15 protein-coding genes are annotated in these 16,187 nt (G+C 65.1%); 12 read left to right on the forward strand and 3 right to left on the reverse strand.

The features are described 5' to 3' along the window. The first annotated feature begins 4 nt into the window (after positions 1-4). Positions 5-2,191, forward strand: coding sequence for a xanthine dehydrogenase family protein molybdopterin-binding subunit (locus tag E4P09_RS12940; RefSeq protein WP_170984402.1), 2,187 nt, complete (start codon positions 5-7; stop codon positions 2,189-2,191). Positions 2,192-2,213: 22 nt separating this feature from the next. On the opposite strand, the gene E4P09_RS12945 is transcribed toward E4P09_RS12940, so the two are convergent. Then, positions 2,214-3,071, reverse strand: coding sequence for an SDR family oxidoreductase (locus E4P09_RS12945; RefSeq protein ID WP_137389996.1), 858 nt, complete (start codon positions 3,069-3,071; stop codon positions 2,214-2,216). 365 nt (positions 3,072-3,436) lie between these two features. On the opposite strand from E4P09_RS12945, the gene E4P09_RS12950 reads away from it, so the two are divergent. Both E4P09_RS12950 and E4P09_RS12955 read left to right on the forward strand, forming a co-directional pair. Next, positions 3,437-4,219: an enoyl-CoA hydratase-related protein gene (locus E4P09_RS12950; protein ID WP_137389997.1), complete on the forward strand. Its 783-nt coding sequence runs from the start codon at positions 3,437-3,439 to the stop codon at positions 4,217-4,219. 1 nt (position 4,220) lies between these two features. Continuing rightward, entirely contained in the window at positions 4,221-6,065 is a 1,845-nt protein-coding gene (locus E4P09_RS12955) for an acyclic terpene utilization AtuA family protein (RefSeq protein ID WP_137389998.1), read from the forward strand. Positions 6,066-6,082: 17 nt separating this feature from the next. On the opposite strand, the gene E4P09_RS12960 is transcribed toward E4P09_RS12955, so the two are convergent. Continuing rightward, entirely contained in the window at positions 6,083-6,508 is a 426-nt protein-coding gene (locus E4P09_RS12960) for a helix-turn-helix domain-containing protein (protein WP_137389999.1), read from the reverse strand. 12 nt (positions 6,509-6,520) lie between these two features. After that, positions 6,521-6,727, reverse strand: coding sequence for a hypothetical protein (locus tag E4P09_RS12965; protein ID WP_137390000.1), 207 nt, complete (start codon positions 6,725-6,727; stop codon positions 6,521-6,523). A gap of 74 nt (positions 6,728-6,801) precedes the next feature. Here E4P09_RS12965 and E4P09_RS12970 point away from each other — a divergent pair, with 74 nt between their 5' ends. The 9 genes from E4P09_RS12970 (at position 6,802) to E4P09_RS13010 (ending at position 16,187) form a co-directional block, all read left to right on the forward strand. Then, a complete protein-coding gene (locus E4P09_RS12970) occupies positions 6,802-7,521 on the forward strand; it encodes a TetR/AcrR family transcriptional regulator (RefSeq protein WP_170984403.1) in 720 nt (239 codons plus the stop codon). Then, on the forward strand, positions 7,518-8,318 hold the full coding sequence (locus E4P09_RS12975) for an ABC transporter ATP-binding protein (RefSeq protein ID WP_137390002.1): 801 nt from the start codon (positions 7,518-7,520) through the stop codon (positions 8,316-8,318). The genes E4P09_RS12970 and E4P09_RS12975 overlap by 4 nt, the downstream gene beginning before the upstream one ends. A 5-nt stretch (positions 8,319-8,323) precedes the next feature. Continuing rightward, a complete protein-coding gene (locus E4P09_RS12980; protein WP_137390309.1) occupies positions 8,324-9,139 on the forward strand; it encodes an ABC transporter ATP-binding protein in 816 nt (271 codons plus the stop codon). Continuing rightward, the gene (locus E4P09_RS12985) at positions 9,136-10,986 is read left to right on the forward strand and encodes an AMP-dependent synthetase/ligase (RefSeq protein WP_137390003.1); all 1,851 of its coding nucleotides are present in this window, start codon (positions 9,136-9,138) and stop codon (positions 10,984-10,986) included. Before E4P09_RS12980 ends, E4P09_RS12985 begins: the two co-directional genes overlap by 4 nt. Next, positions 10,986-11,858, forward strand: coding sequence for a branched-chain amino acid ABC transporter permease (locus E4P09_RS12990; RefSeq protein WP_137390004.1), 873 nt, complete (start codon positions 10,986-10,988; stop codon positions 11,856-11,858). Before E4P09_RS12985 ends, E4P09_RS12990 begins: the two co-directional genes overlap by 1 nt. 4 nt (positions 11,859-11,862) lie before the next feature. Continuing rightward, positions 11,863-12,909 carry a branched-chain amino acid ABC transporter permease gene (locus E4P09_RS12995; protein ID WP_137390005.1) on the forward strand — a complete coding sequence of 349 codons (1,047 nt, stop codon included), beginning with the start codon at positions 11,863-11,865 and terminating at the stop codon, positions 12,907-12,909. A gap of 40 nt (positions 12,910-12,949) precedes the next feature. After that, positions 12,950-14,134, forward strand: coding sequence for an ABC transporter substrate-binding protein (locus E4P09_RS13000; RefSeq protein ID WP_170984404.1), 1,185 nt, complete (start codon positions 12,950-12,952; stop codon positions 14,132-14,134). Between the two features lie 71 nt (positions 14,135-14,205). Beyond that, positions 14,206-15,684, forward strand: coding sequence for an acetyl-CoA carboxylase biotin carboxylase subunit (locus tag E4P09_RS13005; protein WP_137390007.1), 1,479 nt, complete (start codon positions 14,206-14,208; stop codon positions 15,682-15,684). Next, the gene (locus E4P09_RS13010; RefSeq protein ID WP_137390008.1) at positions 15,684-16,187 is read left to right on the forward strand and encodes an acyl-CoA carboxylase biotin carboxyl carrier protein subunit; all 504 of its coding nucleotides are present in this window, start codon (positions 15,684-15,686) and stop codon (positions 16,185-16,187) included. Before E4P09_RS13005 ends, E4P09_RS13010 begins: the two co-directional genes overlap by 1 nt.

Below are 16,187 nucleotides of genomic sequence, written 5' to 3' on the forward strand. Positions count from 1 at the left end.
GGCCGTGTCTGGTAGGGACGCTCGCTTTCCCGCCGTCCAACGGTATGACCGCCGGGCCTTCATCAAAATGGCCGGAGGCGCTGCTGGGGCCTTGATCATTGGCGGCTGGGTCCCGGCCGTCCGGGCCCATCCCGCCAGCGGAGAGCACATCCTGCTGCATCCCAACCCGTTCATCGCGCTGTCGCCGGATGATGGGATCACGGTCATCGTCAAGCATCTCGAGATGGGCCAAGGGATCGAGACCGCCTTGGCAACACTGGTCGCCGAGGAGATGGATGCCCGGCACGAGCAGATCAGAACCCAGTTTGCGCCTGTGGATCCAATGCTTTACGGCAATCTGCTCATCGGTGGCCAGCAGGTGACCATCGCGTCGACATCGCTTGCCAACAGCTACCTGCAATACCGCCATGCGGGGGCCATCGTCCGGGCCCTCCTCGTTTCTGCAGCTGCCCGGCGCTGGAAGGTTCCCAAGGGCTATATTACCGTCAGCGAAGGCAAGGTGGTGTCGCCCGATGGGCTCACGAGCAGTTTCGGCGAGCTTGCCGCCGCGGCGAGCGCACTCGAATTGCCGGTCACGGTCGAGCTCAAGCGGCCGGCCCGCTATCGCCATATTGGCCGCCGGTTCCGGCGGCTCGACACCAAGCCGAAGACCAGCGGCACGGCGATGTATGCGGCTGACCTGCGGTTGGAGGATATGCTGGTCGCCGTCGTCGCCCGGCCGCCAAGGTTCGGCGCGAAGATCGCCCACTACGACGACCACCGCGCCCGGACGGTCGACGGCGTGGTGGACGTGGTGCCGATTCCGTCGGGCGTGGCGGTGGTTGCCCAGAACACTTGGTCTGCGATCAAGGCTCGATCGCTGCTTTCGATCGCGTGGGATGAGACGGAAGCAGAGACCCGCAGCGGTCCGGACGTCGCGCGCTATTACGCCCAGCTACTGGAGCAGGGCGGCACGGCAATTCACGATGAAGGCGATGTGAAGTCCCACACCAAAGCCGCCCAGATGACGATCCAGGCGGATTTCCTTTTTCCCTTCGCGCAGCACTGTCCAATGGAGCCGGTTTGCGCCGTCCTTCAACCCGAGGGCGAGCATGCAAAGCTGTGGATCGGCTCGCAGGTTCCGGAAATTGACCAGGCCAGCGTGGCTGGCGTTCTTGGGCTGGATGCGCAATGCGTGGAGGTGATCACCGTCTATGCCGGCGGGTCGTTCGGGCGCCGCGCCGCGTGCGACGGTCATGTGGCGGTGGAAGCGGCGCATATCGTGAAGGCGCTCCGCCTGTCGCAGCCGCTCAAGCTGCTCTGGACCCGGGAAGACGACATCCAGGGCGGCTATTACCGGCCGATGTACCTGCATCGGGTCACCGCGGCCCTGGACCGCAAGGGCGGCATCCAGGCCTGGCATCACAGTGTGGTCGGCCAAACCGTTCATGACCTGCCCAACCTGGGATCAGGCGAGGAAAGCCGTTGGCGCGAGACGTTCAAGGCCTGCACCGAGCTGCCTTATGCCATTCCGGACCTGCGGGTCGAATTCCGCGGTGCCGAATGCCCGATCCCCGTGCTGCCAATGCGCTCCGGCGCCCATGGCCATTGCGCCTATGTGATCGAGAGCTTCATCGACGATCTGGCCTATACTGCCCGGGAAGACCCGGTGGCCTATCGCCGGCGCATTCTAACGCGCGACCCGCGGTACCTCCGAGTGCTCGATCTGGTTGCCGCGCGCACGCGCTGGGATGGGCCGGTGCGAAATGGGCGCTATCGCGGCGTTGCGCTGCACCGAACCCGCGGAACCTATGTGGCCATGATTGCCGAGGTGGACTTTCCCTCGGAAGGCAGCCTCCGCGTGACCCGGGTAAGCTGCGCGGTCGATTGCGGAACGGTGGTCAACCCCGAGATTGTCCGGGCGCAGATCGAAAGCGGTGTGGGCTTCGGCCTCAATCTCGCTTTGCGTGGCGGCATCACGCTGGTGGGGGGCCGCGTTCCGCAGAGCACGATGCGGGATCTGCAGCCGTTGCGCATGGGCGAGATGCCGCCGGTGGATGTGCATATCGTGCAGTCGGACGCACCGCCCACGGGGGTCGGCGAGGCGGCGGTGCCGACCACAGCGCCGGCGGTGGCCAACGCCATCTTCGCCGGGACCGGCATCCGCATTCGCTCCCTGCCCTTCTCCGCAACCCGGCTGATCCGCCGCTGATGCCCGCTGCGCCGCGGATCGCCTACTTGAAGTAGTCGGGCTTGGGGATCGCCCAGAACTCGCCCCAAAGCCGGCCGCCGCCATCGACGGTAAGCGTCTCGCCGGTGATGAACTTGCCCGAGGGGCCGGCGAGGTAAGCGCAGGCCTCCGCCACGTCGAACGCATCACCGAAGCGCAGCATGGGGTTGGAGCGCTTGTAGCTCTCGCGCGCTTCGTCGGAATAGACCACGTGGCCCTCGGTCATGATCGCGCCGGGGGCCACGCAGTTCACTCGGATGCCGTAGGGGATCCATTCCACGGCGACCGATTTCGAGATGCCGATGACGCCGGCACGGGCGGCGCAGGTATGCGCGACACCCGGCATGCCGCGCTCCACAACCGTGACGATATTCACGATCGAGCCTGGGAGGTCGGCATCCCGCCAGCGCCGTGCCGCGGTCTGCATCATGCCCCAGGTGCCGTTCAGGTTGGTGTCGATGACCGCGTTCCAGCCTTTGACCGAGTAATCGATGGCTGCTTGCGGAAACTGGCCGCCGGCATTGTTGATGAGGATGTGCGGCAACCCCACCCGGATCGCTGCCTCGTCGAACAGGGCCTGGACCGACTCGCGCTCACGGATATTCGCCACGCAGCATTCTACCCGCAGGCCATTCGCCTTCATCGGGGCGGCAGCCGCTTCGAGCCGATCCAGTCTGCGGCCAGCGATGATAACGGTCGCACCGAGGCGCCCGAATAGCCAGGCCGCTGCCTTGCCGAGGCCGGACCCGCCCCCGGTGATGAGGACCGTTCGGCCGGCGAAGAGATCGCTCCTGAACACGGACTCATAGGCGGCGAGTTCCTCGTCGCTCAATCCGAACTGTGGCGTTTCCGTCGTTTCCACCCCGTGCTCCCCCGAACTCTGTTCCCGTCACCTCGACGTTTTTGGGATTGACACCCAGCCGCGGATGTCAATTAATGAGGCCAATTCACTTAAGCGGATAAGCGGGGCCAAGTCAACGTATCGGGCGCTGCAACAAGAGCACCGGAGGGGCCAACCGAGGAGGAAACAGGCAAATGTTCATAAAGGCCGAGAGCCGCGGAGGCCAGAAAAGCTGGGTGTGAGCGCCCGCGGCCGCCGGGCTTCAACTTTCCTCTCAACACGCGGAGGTTCGAGATTTCCTCCAGCGTATGAGGCTCTATGTCAAAGCGATTTGATGAGTCGAACTCATCAAGCACAGTCACAGAACTTCTCATCCCGTGGTAGCCATGTCCGACCCAGTTCTCGTTGAGCGCCGCGGCCCCGCGCTGTGGATCACCATCAACCGGCCCGAGCGGCGCAACGCCATCAATGAGGCGGTCATTCGCACCATCGGGCGCGGAGTCACCGAAGCGCAAGGTACCGATGGCGTCCGCGCGGTCGTGCTCACCGGGGCTGGTGACAAGGCGTTCTGCGCGGGCGGCGATCTCAACCCGACCGCTGAGGGCATTCCCTTCGTGGTCGACCCCGCCAATCCTCGCAACTATGTGGTCGATCTGTTCAAGCTGGTCGAGGACTGTAGCCTGCCCATCATCGCCCGGGTGAACGGCCATGCCTTGGCCGGCGGGCTCGGCCTGCTCTGCGCCTGCGATCTCGCCATTGCCGCCGACCATGCCACCTTCGGCACGCCGGAATCGAAGATCGGGCTTTTCCCGATGATGATCCTGCCCTATCTCATGCGCACGCTCTCGCGACGGCGGCTGATGGAGCTGTGTATCACGGGGGACGCGCTCACCGCCGCCGAGGCGCTGGAGGCAGGCCTCGTCAACAAGGTGGTGGCCGCTGCCGAGCTTGATCCAGCGGTGGATGATCTCATCAACCGCATCGCCGGGCGCTCACCCACCGCCATTCGCCTGGGTAAGATGGGCTTCCATGCCATGCAGGACATGAGCATGCGCGAGGCGCTGGAATTCGCTCAGCTGATGCTGCCGATGATGGCGCGCACGGAGGATGCCCGCGAGGGCATGCGCGCCTTCCAGGAGAAGCGCCCACCGAACTGGACGGGGCGCTGACATGAACGCGCGTCGAGACAAGATCCTGCGCATCGGCTGCGGCGGCGGCTTCTGGGGCGACACCGGCGAGGGGCCGGCCCAGCTCGTGCGCTCCGGGCAGATCGACGTGCTGGTGGTGGACTACCTCGCCGAGATCACCATGTCGCTGCTGGCGCGCGCCCGGGCCAAGGATCCGGCAGGCGGCTTCGTGCCTGATTTCGTGCAGGCGATCGGCGCTCTCGGACCGGAGCTTGCCGAACGCGGCATTCGTGTTGTGGTGAATGCAGGCGGGGTCAATCCTCTCGGCTGCAGGGATGCCCTGGCGGCCAAGTTCGAGGCGGCGGGCGTGTCGCTCAATATCGGCGTGGTGCTGGGCGACGATGTCACCCCGGTGATGGACCGGCTGCGCGATGAAGGCGTGACCGAGATGTTTACGGGTGCTCCCCTGCCGGCCAAGCCGTGGAGCGCCAATGCCTATCTCGGCGCCTTCCCCATTGCGGCGGTGCTGGCGGCGGGTGCGGATGTGGTGATCACCGGACGCTGCACGGACAGCGCCCTGGTGCTGGGGCCGATGATCCATGCCTTCGGCTGGGGGCCGACCGATTATGACCGCCTGTCCATGGGCAGCCTCGCCGGCCATATCGTCGAATGCGGTGCCCAGGCCACAGGCGGCCTTGCCACAGACTGGCAGGAGGTCGAGGGCTGGGACGATATGGGCCTGCCCATCGTGGAGTGCAGCGCTGACGGCACTTTCGTGGTGACGAAGCCTTCGGGCACCGGCGGGAAGGTGACACCGGAAACGGTGGCCGAGCAGATCGTGTATGAGATTGGCGACCCGGCCGCCTACATCCTACCCGACGTGGTGGCCGACTGGCGCGACGTTCATCTCACGCAGGTGGGATCAAACCGGGTCCAGGTGACCGGTGCCCGCGGCCGCGCGCCCACCCGGCACTACAAGGCCAGCATCACCGCGCCGGACGGCTTCAAGGCAGTTGGCACGCTGATGATCGGCGGACGCGATGCGGTGGCGAAGGCGCGGCGTACCGCCGAGGCGGTCCTGACGCGAAGCCGCCGTCTCATGGCGGCACGCGGCCTCAGTGATTTCCGCCGTGTATCGGTGGAGGTGCTGGGGGCGGAGGACACCTACGGGCCCCATGGCCGGGGCGCCCGCTCGCGCGAGGTGATCCTCAAGGCGGCGGTGCATCACGACGACAAGGCGGCCTGCGAGATCTTCTCCCGCGAGTTTCTGCCCAGCGCCACCGCCATGGCCCAGGGTATCACCGGATTTGCGGCGGGGCGGCCCAAGGTTTCGCCGGTGGTGCGGCTCTATTCCTGCCTGGTGGATAAAACCTGGCTCACGCCTCGCGTTGTCGTGAACGGCGAGGAGCAAACGGTCGAGACCGTCATTCCGAACGGAGACGCCGTCGCGGACGGTCCGCAGTCAGACCTTGCCGCACCGGCCCCTGCCCCCGTTCCGGAAGGCCCGCGGGTCAAGCTGCCGCTGATCGCGCTAGCCTATGGCCGCAGCGGCGACAAGGGCGATTTCGCCAATATCGGCATCCTGGCGCGCCGGCCCGCTTTCTTGGCCGTGATTGCCGAGGCGGTCACCCCGCGGGCGGTCGCCGGCTATTTCGCCCATCTTGTGAAAGGTCCGGTCGAGCGCTTCCCCCTCCCCGGCTTGGTTGGCTTCAATTTCCTCATGCACAACGCGCTCGATGGCGGCGGCATTGCCTCGCTGCGGCATGATCCGCAGGGCAAGGCGTTTGCGCAGATGCTCTTGGACATGCCTGTGCCGGTCCCGGCCGCCTGGCTCGAGCCGGGCGGGCCGCTGCACGGCTCTCCCTATGCCGGCGAGGCGGCCGCATGATTGAAAATTGGCCCCTCTCAAGCCGCCTGCACATCCACCACAAGACGCCGGCCCAGCACGCGCAATGCCCTGTCGAGTCGATCGATCTTGGTGGCGTGGTCGGGATCGAGCATCCGTCGCACTTCCGTTTCTCCGACACCGATGCGGCGGGCAAGTTCCGACTGGCTGAGCCCGCTCTCGACAAAGGCCTGGCGCAAGATGAGCTTGGCTGCAACAGCTGGGGAGGGTGCGACGACGACCTCGCCGCGCGCCTTGGGCGACGGCTCCGGGATCGGTTCTTCCTCCCGCGCACGAAACAGAAGTGCCACATCCAGGCAGTCAACTGCCGCTGCCATTGCCTCGGCGCGCGTGGCGCCTTCGGTGATTGCCTCCGGCAAGTCGCGGAAGCGAACGATGATAGTTTCCTCCTCAGGGGTGAGGATTGCGGGGAACCCATAGAGCATGTCAGTCACTCCTCAATCGAGGTCTTCGGGCAAGCCGAGTTGACGAAGCACAATTCGGCGGTACACCGGCGAGAGCTCCCCATCCTTTACGATTGTCGCCCTGTCGCTGACACGCACCTTGCCGTGGCTACCCTTGCCAGCAACGGTGCCGACCGCGAAGGCCATACCGTTCTTGCGACAGTGGCGACGAATGGACGAGATGAACCGGTCCCGTTTCATGACCGCACTCTCGCACAAAAATGTGCGAAATTCAACCGGGATGGTCGCACAAGAATGTGCGGGAAGGCAGCCGCATGAGCCCGCAGACCCGCCGCGTCGTCAATCGGCTGCCGCGGGAGCGGCGGGAGCGGGACATTCTGGCCGCGGCCACGGCGGTGTTCAGCGAGCGCGGCTACGAGAATGCCTCCATGGCCGAGATCGCGGCGCGTGCCGGCGTGGTGGAAGGCACCATCTATAAGTATTTCAGCAACAAGCGTGACTTGATGCTTCAAGTGCTGAGCCGCTGGTATGAGAACATGCTGGCCAATTACGAGGAGCATCTCGCCGGCATCAAGGGCACCGAAAGCCGGCTGCGCTATGTGATCTGGCGGCACCTCGCCTTCATCCAGGCTCATCCGGCCTTGTGCCGAGTGTTTTTCCGCGAGGTGCGCACCGGCGGCGACTATGACAGCTCGGCGCTGCACGAGCTCAACCGGCGCTATACGCATCTGGCTGTAGCCATCCTGCGCGAGGGCTTCGCCGATGGCGACCTCAAGCCCGGTCTGTCGCTGCCGCTCATCCGCGACCTGATCTACGGCACGATCGAACATCACACCTGGAGATATGTCTGCGGATCTGGATCGCTCGATGCCGAGGCCATCGCCGATCAGCTCTGCCTGGTGCTGTTCGGGGGCATTGCGGCGGATAAAGCGGCCAATCGCCTGGAGGCCACCGCAGCCCGGCTCGAAAACGTGGCCGAACGACTGGCCCAGAGTGTGGCCGCCGCCTCTGTCCCGGTGGAGAGCGAGGCATGAGCCCGGTTCTCTCATTGACCAATGTGCAGGTGCTCTATGACCGCGCGATCGAGGCGGTGCGCGATGTGTCCCTGAGCGTGCCGGAAGGGTCGATCGTTGCCCTGCTCGGCTCAAACGGGGCTGGCAAATCCACAGTGCTCAAGGCCATCTCCGGCATTCTCGACCGGGAGGAAGGCGAGATCGTCGGCGGCAATATCCACTATCGGGGCGAGCGCATCGGTGGCCGCTCCGCAGACGAGATCGTGCGGGCCGGGCTGGTGCAGGTGCCGGAAGGCCGCGCCCTGTTTCCGACGCTCACGGTGGAGGAGAACCTGCTGATGGGCGGCTATACCCGCAGCGCAGCCCAGAATGCGGAGGCGCTGGAGCAGGTTTATGCCCTGTTTCCCCGGGTCAAGGAGCGGCGCACGCAAATCGCTGGCTACCTATCCGGCGGCGAGCAGCAGATGGTGGCAGTGGGTCGTGCTCTCATGGCCAAGCCAGAGATCCTGATGCTGGACGAGCCGAGTCTCGGCCTTGCGCCGCAAGTGGTGGACGGGATCTTCGACACCATTATCCGTCTCAACCGCGAGCACGGACTGACCGTGCTGCTGGTCGAGCAGAATGCTCAGCTCGCCCTATCGGTCGCGAGCTACGGCTACATCATGGAGAACGGCCGCATCGTGCTCGACGGGCCGGCCGAGCGGCTGAGCAGCAACGCGGATGTGCAGGAGTTCTACCTGGGCTTCGCCTCGTCGGGGCAACGCAAGTCCATGCGCGAGGTGAAGCACTACAAGCGCCGCAAGAGGTGGCTGTCGTGACGCGCATGTTCAACGCCTCGGGACTCGCGGCAGCCTCCACGGAAACCGCCCCGCCGCTTCTCGAAGTGGTGGACCTTTCCAAGACCTTTGGCGGCCTGCGGGCGGTGTCGGACGTGAGCTTTGCCGTGCCGCAAGGATCGATCTGCTCGCTCATCGGGCCCAATGGCGCCGGCAAGACCACCGTGTTCAACCTGATCAGCGCGGTGCTACGGCCCACCTCCGGCCGGGTGATTTTCGATGGCAAGGACATCACCAGAGCGCCAACCTACACGCTGGCCAAGCGCGGCCTTGCACGCACCTTCCAGAACCTGGCCGTATTCAAGCACGAGACGGTGGCGAACAATCTGCTGGTGGGCATGCATGCGCATCTGCGCACCGATCCCTTTTCCGCTGCCATCTTCTATGGCCGGGCACGGCATGAGGAGATCCGTGCACGCGAGCGGGTCGAGGAGATCATCGAGTTCCTGGAGATCGAGGATATTCGGGACCTGCCAGTGGGGACCCTGTCCTATGGCATGCAGAAGCGGGTGGAGCTTGGGCGCGCCCTCGCCGTGAACCCGCGGCTCCTGCTGCTGGACGAGATGGTGTCCGGCATGAACCAGGAGGAGCGCGAGGACATCGCCCGGCTGATCCTCGACCTCAAGGAGGAGCTCGGGGTGACCGTGCTTATGGTCGAGCACGACATGGGCATCGTCATGGACATTTCCGACCGGGTGTTCGTGATGAATTATGGCGAGAAGATCGCCGAGGGCACGCCGGCAGAGGTCTCCGCCGACCCGGCCGTCATCGCTGCCTATCTCGGGCGGAGGTCGGCTGCATGACCGCACTCGACGTCAAACAGCTCGAGGCGCTCACCCTGCCGCAGGTCTTGGCTGCCCGCGCGAAGGCGCATCCGTCCGCGCTTGCTCTGCGCGAGAAGGTGCGCGGCATCTGGCGGCGCACCACCTGGGGCGACTATTTCCGCGATGTGCGGCTCACCGCGATTGGCCTCTATGCGCTCGGCTTCCGTCCCGGCGACCGGCTGGCCATCGCCAGCGAGAACACGCCGGAATGGTACTATGCGGACCTTGCCGCGCAGATGCTGGGCGGTGCGGGTCTCGGCATCTATCCCACCAATCCCTGGCCCGAGCTGCAATACATCCTGCGCCATGCCCGGGTGAAGCTGGTGGTGTGCGGTGACCAGGAGCAGGCGGACAAGGTGATCGATGCGAGCCGGTTCGAGGGCGGCCTGCCGGATCTCGAAATGCTCATCTGCGTGGACATGCGGGGCATGCGGAATTACGACCGCAGCAATCTCATGTCCTTCGCCGACCTGATCGCGCTCGGGCAAAAATCGGAAGCGGCCCATGGCGCCGCAGTCGACGCGCTGCTCGCCGCCGGCAAGCCGGAAGACACGGCGATCATCGTCTACACGTCCGGCACCACCGGCATGCCCAAGGGGGCGATGCTGTCCCATCGCAACATGCTCTATTCGGCCGCCCGGGTCGTCGACACAGCGGGGCTCACGGCCGAGACTTACTCGGTTGTCTGCTATCTGCCCCTCTGCCACGTCGCCGAACGGTCGTTCTCGCTGTGCATGCATCTCCTGTCCGGCGCAACGGTGAATTTCGCGGAGTCGGTCGATACGGTGGTCGAAAACCTGCGCGAGATCGCGCCACTCGGCTTCCTCGGCGTGCCGCGCATCTGGGAGAAGATGCAGCAGCGCATCCTGTTTCGGGTGAAGGACACAACCCCGCTGCAGCGGCGGGTTTTCGATGCAGCCATGCGGCTGGGCCGACCCATCGCCGAGCGGCGGCAGGCCAATGGCGGCGCCTTCGCGAACGCCCGCGACGGCCTGGTCTATCGCCTGCTCTACCTCATCTGTTTCCGCGCTCTGCAGCGTTTCGTGGGGCTCGATTGCGTGCGCTGCGGTTTCTGCGGCGGCGCCACGGTCTCGCCGGAGGTGCTGCTGTTCTTCTGGACCCTTGGCGTGCCGGTCTACCAGATCTACGGCATGACCGAGACGGGCGGCGTAAGCCACATGCAGCGACCAGGCTTCACCCGCGCGGGCTGCTCCGGCCTCGTCATCGATGGGCTGGAACAGACGCTCGCGCCGGACGGCGAGCTCCTCTTGCGCGGGCCTTCGGTGTTCAAGGGCTACCTGTTCGATGCCGCCGCCACGGCAAAGGCGCTGGAGGATGGCTGGCTGCATACGGGCGACGTGGTCGAGATCGAGGACAATGGTGAAGTTCGGGTCATCGACCGCAAGAAGGATATCCTCATCACGTCAGGCGGCAAGAACATCACCCCGTCGCTGATCGAGAATGCGCTGAAGGACAGCCTCTATATCCGCGAGGCGATCCTGCTGGGCGATGGTCGCCATTTCGTCTCGGCGCTGATCCAGATCGACTACGAGACGGTGGGCCAGTGGGCCCAGTCGCGCGGCATTGCCTACACGACCTACCGCACCCTGGCGGAGAACCCGGAGGTGCGCGACCTGATCCAGGGGGAGGTCGACAAGGTGAATGCCCGCTTCGCCCGCGTCGAGAACATCCGCAAGTTCGTGCTGCTCACCAAGGAGCTCGACCATGACGATGGCGAGCTCACCGCCACCATGAAGGTGCGCCGCCGGGTGATCGAGCAGAAGTTCCGCGAGGAGATCGTGGCGATCTACGGGAGTGCGGCCTGATGGACTTCTTCCTGCTGCTGCTCGCCACGGGGCTCGTTTCAGGTGCCGCCTACGGCATGATCGCCATGGGCTTTGCCCTCATCTACAAGGCCACGGGCGTCGTCAATTTCGCCCAAGGCGAGCTGGTGATGCTCACCGCCTATATCGCCTTCTCGATCGCGGCCAGTCTCAATCTCTCGTTCTTCCCGCTGGTGGCGGTCACGGTACCGATCGCGATGGTGCTGGGCCTGGTGCTCGAGCGCATCTTCATCCGGCCGATGCTGGGCGAGCCGATCTTCGCCATCGTCATGGTGACCATCGGGCTTGCCGTGATCATCCGCGGCGTCACCATCATGATCTGGGGGCCGGACCCGTTCGACTTCCCAGCCGGACTTTCGACGAATGTGGTGTTCATCGGCGACATTCCGTTCTACCCCGCCCAGCTCTATGCGCTCGGCGCCCTGGCGGTGCTGGTGGCGGCCGCCTGGTTCTTCCTCCACCGCAGCCGCATGGGCATCGCCATGCGCGCGGTCGCCGCCAACGAGAAGGCGGCGATGCTCATGGGCATCGGGGTGGCCCGCGTCCATGCCCTGGCCTGGTCGCTCTCCTCCGCCATTGCCGCAGTGGCCGGCATTCTGTTTGCCGCCAATTTCAAGCTCGGCCCCGACCTCTGGTTCCAGGGATTGAAATCGTTTCCGGCGGTGATCCTGGGCGGGCTCGACAGCGTGATCGGCGCGGCCATCGGCGGCCTCGTCATCGGCGTCATCGAGAACATGGCGCAAGGCTATCTCGGCCAGGGCCTACGCGAGATCGCCGGCTTCGTAGTCATCGTGCTGGTGCTGATGATCAGGCCCTACGGCCTGTTCGGCGAGCGGGAAATCGAGAGGGTCTGAACCGATGCGCACCGGTCACTTCAAGGAGAGCTATGCCGAGCTGGTGACACTCAGCGACAGCGCCGTCACCTGGGCCTGGGTGGCGGTGCTGCTCGCCGTACTCATCGCACTGCCTCTCTTCGTCGGCAATTACGGCCTCTCGCTCGCCGCGGGCGCCATGATCGCGGTGATCGGCGCTGTCGGCCTCAATCTGCTGGTCGGCACCACCGGCCTCATCTCCATCGGCCAATCGGGCTTCCTGGCCATCGGCGCCTATACCAACGCTCTGCTGCTTGCCGACCACGGCTGGCCGATTTGGGCCAGCATTCCGGCGGCGGGTGTGCTTTCAGCCCTGATCAGCCTGCTGGTGGGCATCCCCTCGCTGCGGCTCAAGGGCCTCTATCTCGCGATCACCACCCTCGCCTTCGCCTTCATCGTCAATCACGTGATCCTCTATGCGGAGGAGATCACCCACGGCCCCAACGGCGTGTTCCTGCCGAAGATCACGGCCCTGGGGTTCGACCTCTCGAGGGACAGGCCCTTCTACTACTTCGCCCTGGCAATCACCATCGCCGTGGTGCTGGTGGCCCTCAACCTGTCGCGCACCCGCATCGGCCGCGCATGGATGGCCATTCGCGACCATGACATTGCCGCGCGAGTGATGGGCATCGACCTCGTCCGCTACAAGCTACTTGCCTTCATGATCTCGTCGTTTCTGGTGGGCATTGCCGGCGCGCTGATGTCTCTGCACATCCGCTTCGTCAATATCGACGTGTTCGGCCTCATCCTGTCGATCGAGGCCCTGGCCATGATCATCCTGGGCGGGCTCGGCTCGATCGCCGGCGCCATTCTCGGCGCGCTCTTCCTGTCGTTTCTGCCGGAAGCGATCCGCATCGCCTTCGCCACCTTCGGGGACCCGTCGTCCACCACCTACACCGCTTACGTCTACGAGATCCGCGGCATCGCCTATGGCGTGGTGATCGTCGCTTTCTTGCGCTTCAAGCCCGATGGCCTCATCGGCTTCTGGAGAGACATCCGCCGCTACTGGAGCAATTGGCCCCTCGCCTACTGACGATATCACCCACACGAGATGGGAAGATTGGGAGGAACACATGCGTATGAAATCACTGGTTCTGGGCCTTGCTGCCCTTCTGATGGCCTCAAGCGCACACGCGCAAGATCCTGGCGTCACCGATACCGAGATCAAGATCGGCGACGTCAATATCCTGACTGGCCCTGCCTCGTTCATCGGCCGGGCCGTTTCGGTGGGCTCGAAGCTCGCCGCCACCGAGATCAACGAGGCCGGCGGCGTCAACGGCCGCAAGATCGTGATCGCCACGGAGGATGATGGTTATGTCCCGGCCCGGTCCTTCCAGGCGCTGAAGAAGCTGATCGAGGTGGACGGCATCTTCGCGCTCAACGGCACGTCAGGCACCGCCAATGTCCTGGCCATGATGCCGCTGATCGAAGAAAACAACCTGCCGACCGTGGTGACCACCGCGCCGAGCGAGCTGATCTACGATCCGGTGCGGCCTCCGGTCTTCACCATCGGCGCCCGCTATCAGGACGCCTTTTTCGGCCAGCTCAAATATATCCACGAGAACCTGGAGCCGGAGAACGCCGTCTATGGCCTGATCCGCCAGGATGACGACTTCGGGGTGACGGTCGAACAGGGCTATGACCGCGCGATCAAGGAGCTCGGCGTCAAGGACGGCATCCGTCTCAAATACAAGCGCGGCACCACCAATTTCTCCGCCGAGGTGGTGCAGATGCGGGCAGCCGGCGTCAACGTGCTCGCCAATGGCGCGATCATCGCGGGCGCGGCCAATGTGCTCAGCGAAGCGCGCAAGCTCGGCATGGACCTGCAGGTGGCTGCGGTGTGGAGCGAAGACATGCCGCCTTCCGTCAAGCTCGCCGCCCCCGCTGGCTATCCCTATCTGGTGGCCGACTATGTCGCCCTCAATGACGAGGCGACCGATGCCTTCCACAAGCTTGCCGAGAAGTATCTCAGCCCAGACGAGGTCGGCGCCATCAACCGTTATTCCTACATCACCTATGTGGGCCTGAAGGTGCTGGCCAAGGCGATGGAAGGCTGCGGCAAGGAGCTGACCCGCGCCTGCACCATCGAGCAGCTGCGCAAGATCAAGGATTTCGATACCGGCGGCCTTACCGCGCCGATCAGCTTCGACAACGAGAAGCAGCTCTCCGGCACGGCGCTCAAGATCTACCAGCTCGACCCGGCGACCCAGACGTTCAAGACCCTGGTCGACTTCACGGACTATTCGCCGAACGAGTGAGCAAATGATTGCGGCCGGGGGGCGACGCCACCCGGCCCACTTTCCTCAAGAAGGTCAATCCCGAGCATCCCATGACAAAGCCATTCTCGCGCGTTCTCATCGCCAATCGCGGCGAGATTGCCGTGCGCATCGCCAACACCTTACGCAAGCTCGGCATCGAGAGCGTGGTCGTCTATCACCCGGCTGACCGCCTTAGTCCGGCCGTCGCGTTGGCGGATCGTGCGGTCGAGATTACCGGCACCACACCGGTCGCCGCCTATCTCGATGGCGAGCAGATCATTGCGGCCGCGCGCGAGAGCGGGGCAGAGGCCATTCACCCCGGCTATGGCTTCCTGTCGGAGAATGCCGGCTTTGCCAGGGCTGTGGCCGCCGCCGGCCTCACCTTCGTGGGGCCGACGCCCGAAGCCATCGAGCTGATGGGCGACAAGGTGCGTGCCCGCGCCTTCGTCGAGAAGCACGGCTTTCCCGTGGCACCCTCGGCGATCGAGGACGATGATCCCGCAACTTTCGTGGAGCGGGCGCGGAGGGTGGGCGCGCCTCTGCTGATCAAGCCCTCCGCCGGTGGCGGCGGCAAGGGCATGCGCATCGTGCGTGACCTCTCGGTTCTCGACGAGGAGATCGAGCGCGCCCGCAGCGAAGGCCAGCGCTATTTCGGTGACGGCCGCCTCTATGTGGAGCGCTATGTGGAGAACCCGCGCCACATTGAGGTGCAGGTGCTGGGGGATGGCCACGGGAATGTCGTGCATCTGTTCGAGCGCGAGTGCTCGGTGCAGCGTCGCTTCCAGAAGATCGTGGAGGAGACCCCCTCCCCGGCGCTCACGGCCCAGCTGCGAGAGGTGATCTGCGAGACGGCGGCGGGCATCGCCCGGGCGGCAGGCTACCGCAATGCCGGCACGGTCGAATTCATCTACGGCAATGGCGAGTTCTTCTTCCTGGAGATGAACACGCGGCTGCAGGTCGAGCACCCCGTCACCGAGATGGTCACCGGCGTCGACCTGGTGGCCGAGCAGCTCAAGGTGGCGGCCGGCCACGCCCTGCCCTTCATCCAGGAGCAGATCGCGACCCGCGGCCACGCCATCGAGTACCGCATCTATGCGGAGAGCCCGGCGCGCGGCTTCACGCCAACCACGGGCAAGGTGTTGCGGCTGGGCTTGCCTGAGGGGGAAGGCATCCGCGTCGACAGCGGCATTCGCGAGGGCCAGCCGGTCACCTCGGCGTTCGACCCGATGCTCGCGAAGCTGATCGTCCATGGCCCCAACCGCGCCGAGGCGATCGCCCGGGCAGATGCCGCCCTGCGCGACTTCGCCCTGCTCGGCTGCGAGACGAATGTGGAGTTCCTGCGCCGGCTCAATAGCGATCCGGCGTTCAAGGCAGGCGATGTGCATACCGGTTTCCTCGATGCCAATCCGGCGCTCGCCGAGCCGGCCGCCCTGCCTGATGAAACCCTGCGTCGCCTGCTTGCTGCCGCGGCGCTCAGCATGCGGCCAGTACGGGACGCCGCGGATGCCATTCCCGAATTGCAAGCGGCCATGGGCGCCTGGAGAAATTGATGAAGCATCTGTTCGTTCTCGATGGTCAGGAATACGAGCTGTGGCTGGGCCGTGACGCTTGCGGCTATCGCCTGTTGCTTGACCAGGAGCGCATCCCCGTCGCGCTTGCTTCGGATGGCTGCGGCCGTGATCGGCTCACGGTGGGGCGCGTATCGGTGCCGGCCCTTGCTGCGGTGGATGGCGACGTCGTGCATGTGCATGTAGACGGGGTCACGCGAAGTCTGCGCTGGGTCGACCCCATTGCCCGCTATGCCGCCCATTCCGGCGCATCGCTCGACGACATCATTGTTGCGCCCATGCCGGGCACGGTCATCTCCGTCCTGGTCGAGCCAGGCCATGAGGTTGCGCGCGGAGAGACGCTGGTGGTCATCGAGAGCATGAAGCTCGAGACCGCCATCAAGGCGCCGCGGGATGCCACCATTGACCTCGTGCATGTGAGCCCGGGCCGCACTTTCGACCGCTCGGCCCCTCTCGTCACCCTTGCCCCTGCCAGCGAAGGCTAA

This window comes from Rhodoligotrophos defluvii, from assembly GCF_005281615.1.
GTDB lineage: Bacteria > Pseudomonadota > Alphaproteobacteria > Rhizobiales > Im1 > Rhodoligotrophos > Rhodoligotrophos defluvii.